The following is a 2,980-nucleotide window of genomic DNA, read 5'->3' on the forward strand; positions in this document are numbered from 1 at the left end:
CGGTATCTGCCACCAGGACCGGCGGCATCATTCGCACGACACGCGCTGCTCTCGGCACGTTCACTCCGACCAGGCGTTGTGTGGGAGACGATCGCGGCACCCGCGGCCGCCGTTACTGCTGTCACCAGCCAGCCAGAGGCAGGGCATGAACTGCCCCGAGGCTTCCTCCGCGTTCAACAGGTCATGACATACTCGCAGGCATGCCTACGCCCCACTCTGCGGTCCTGGTCGAGGGAATCCGCAAGTCCTTCGGTGACGTGCATGCGCTCAGGGGGGTCAACTTCGAGGTGCCGCGCGGCACCGTACTCGGCATCCTCGGACCCAACGGCGCCGGCAAGACGACGACGGTCAACGTGCTGTCCACGCTGCTGCGCCCGGACTCCGGGCGTGCGATGATCGCCGGACACGACGTCGTCAGCCAGGCGCCGGCGGTGCGCCGGTCGATCATGATGACCGGCCAATACGCCGCCCTCGACGAGTCGCTGACGGCGCGGGAGAACATGGTGCTGTTCGGGCGCCTGATGGGCCTCAACCGGGAGTCCGCGAAGGCCCGCGCTGGCGAACTTCTGCGCCAGTTCGACCTTGAGTACGCGGCCGAGCGGAAGGTCGCAGGATACTCCGGCGGCATGCGCCGCCGCGTCGACATCGCCTGTGGGCTCGTCACCAGGCCCGAGGTGGTGTTTCTCGACGAACCCACCACCGGGCTCGACCCGCGCAGCAGGCAGGGCGTGTGGTCGCTTGTCTCCACCCTCAAGGAGCAGGGCATCACGGTCCTGCTCACCACCCAGTACCTCGAAGAGGCCGACGTCCTCAGCGACAACATCGTCGTCATCGACAAGGGCACCGTCATCGCCGAGGGCACCGCGGACCAACTGAAGGAACGGACCGGCGGCAGCTACTGCGAGGTGGTTCCGCTGCGCGTGTCCGACCTGCCGCGGGTGCACGCCGTGCTGACCAGCCTGGTGCCGCCGGAGTACGTCACCGCCACCGGGCACGACCGTCTGTCGATCCCCGCCCAGTATGGCGCGCAGACCCTCGCCGAGGTGCTGCGCCGGCTCGACATCTCGCGGATCCCGCTGGCCGACATCGCGCTGCGCAGGCCCTCCCTCGACGACGTCTTCCTCGCGCTGACGGGCCAGCCGGCCGAAGAAGAGAGCGAAGCTTCATGACTGCAGTCGCTGCGCGAGCAGCACAGTCCGACAACCCGCCACCCGAACCGCAGTCGAAGGTCGTGGCCCGGGTCGGCAGGCATCGCAGGCCGGAACTGTCACCGGTCGGGCAGTGGCTCGCGCTCACCGGCCGCAACATCCGCGGCATGTGGACCAGCGGGCAGCTGTTCATCGCGGTCCTTGCCCCCGCCATCTTCACGATCGGCTTCTACCTTCCGCTGCGCCTGGTGATGAAGTTCCAGGGCATCGACTACGCCCAGTACGTGATGGCGATCATCGTGCTGCAGGCGATGGCGTTCACCGCCATCTCCGCCGCGGGTAAGGCCGCCCTCGAGGCCGTGAATGGCATGGAGGCCCGATTCAAGACGATGCCGATCTTCGCGGGGGTGCCGCTCGCATCGCGCATGTCGGCGTCGTTCGTGCACTGCACCATCTCGCTGATTGCCGCGCTGATCTACGGGCACATCATCGGCTTCCGCTTCCAGGGCGGTCCCGCCAACACCGCCGCCTTCGTTGGAATGTCCCTTGTATTCGCGATGACCCTCTCGCTAGGTGGTGACCTGATCGGCACCCTCAGCAAGAGTCCGGTGATCACCAGCCAGGCGCTGACCATCCCGCAGCTGATCCTCGGCATGTTCTCGGCAGGGTTCATCCCGGTGGAACAGTTCCCGTCCTGGTCGCAGGCCTTCGTGCGCAATCAGCCGGTCTCCCAGTTCGCGATCGCGATGCGCTCCATCGCGGAGGGCAACGCCACGATGGACCTGATAGCGCCAGCGATCTGGTGGAGCATCGGACTGTTCGTGGTAATCGCACCGCTGACGGTGTGGGCGAACGTGAGGCGCAAGTAGATGACCGCCACCCCGACCCACGAACGCCGCGAAGAATCCCCGATCACCGAGATCACCTTCCACGAGACCACCGAGGCGTACCCGGAGAACTCGCGGCAGGCCCTCGTCACGCACAGCCTCCTGCAGACGCAGCGGCTGCTGACCCGCTGGGTGCGCGACCCATTCACGATGCTGCAGGCGATCGGCTACCCGGCGCTGATGCTGATCATGTTCAACGCGGTGCTGGGCATCTCGGTCACCAAGGCCACCGGCATCAATGCGGTCTACGGCTACGCCCCGATGATCGCGCTCGTCGGCTCCATGTTCGGCTCCATCGCCAGCGGCATGGAGTTGAAGGAGGAGTGGCGCAAGGGTCTGCTCTCCCGCTTCTGGATCCTGCCCGTGCACCGGGCGTCCGGGCTGATCAGCAGGCTGCTCTCCGAAGCCGTCCGGATCCTGCTGACCACGGTGCTCATCCTGATCGTCGGCGTGATGCTCGGCTTCCGCTTCAACCAGGGCCCGCTCGCCGCGATCGCCCTGATCCTGGTGCCGCTGCTGATGGGCATCGGCTTCGCGACGATGGTGACCGCCCTGTCGGTGAGCGCGACCAAGGCCCCGCTCGTCGAGCTCCTGTCGCTGATCTGTTCGCTGCTGATGTTCTTCAACTCCGGCTTCGTGCCGACCGCGGCCTACCCGACCTGGCTGCAGAGTTTCGTCGAGAACCAGCCGATGTCGACGGCAATCGACTCGATGAAGGGACTTAGCCTCGGCGGTCCGGTCGCAGAACCACTGACCAAGACGGTCCTGTGGTCGCTCGGCATGATCGTCGTGTTCGCATGGCCCGCGATCCGCGGCTACCGCAGGGCGGCGGGCACCCCGATCTGACGGGCGCACCGCCTGCTCCCGACCACCGACTGGTCACCAACAACCACAACGAGTGAGGGCCCCACCGCAACCGCGGTGGGGCCCTCACTCATCCGGGGG

Annotated in this window: 3 protein-coding genes; all 3 read left to right on the forward strand. The window is 66.8% G+C overall.

Annotated features, from left to right (window positions below):
* The first annotated feature begins 200 nt into the window (after positions 1-200).
* The 3 genes from ACFWQG_RS12790 to ACFWQG_RS12800 are packed head-to-tail and all read left to right on the forward strand — an operon-like array spanning position 201 to position 2,881.
* A complete protein-coding gene (locus ACFWQG_RS12790; protein WP_378507997.1) occupies positions 201-1,169 on the forward strand; it encodes an ATP-binding cassette domain-containing protein in 969 nt (322 codons plus the stop codon).
* The gene (locus ACFWQG_RS12795; protein ID WP_378507998.1) at positions 1,166-2,017 is read left to right on the forward strand and encodes an ABC transporter permease; all 852 of its coding nucleotides are present in this window, start codon (positions 1,166-1,168) and stop codon (positions 2,015-2,017) included. The genes ACFWQG_RS12790 and ACFWQG_RS12795 overlap by 4 nt, the downstream gene beginning before the upstream one ends.
* A complete protein-coding gene (locus ACFWQG_RS12800) occupies positions 2,018-2,881 on the forward strand; it encodes an ABC transporter permease (RefSeq protein ID WP_378507999.1) in 864 nt (287 codons plus the stop codon).
* Positions 2,882-2,980: the final 99 nt, after the last annotated feature.

It is taken from the genome of Rhodococcus sp. NPDC058532, from assembly GCF_042719255.1.
Classification (GTDB): domain Bacteria; phylum Actinomycetota; class Actinomycetes; order Mycobacteriales; family Mycobacteriaceae; genus Rhodococcus_G.

Excerpts from the sequence above, each read along its gene's own strand:
- ACFWQG_RS12790 (WP_378507997.1), top strand. The coding sequence starts at position 201 with ATGCCTACGCCCCACTCTGCGGTCCTGGTCGAGGGAATCCGCAAGTCC.
- ACFWQG_RS12795 (WP_378507998.1), top strand. The coding sequence starts at position 1,166 with ATGACTGCAGTCGCTGCGCGAGCAGCACAGTCCGACAACCCGCCACCC.
- ACFWQG_RS12800 (WP_378507999.1), top strand. The coding sequence starts at position 2,018 with ATGACCGCCACCCCGACCCACGAACGCCGCGAAGAATCCCCGATCACC.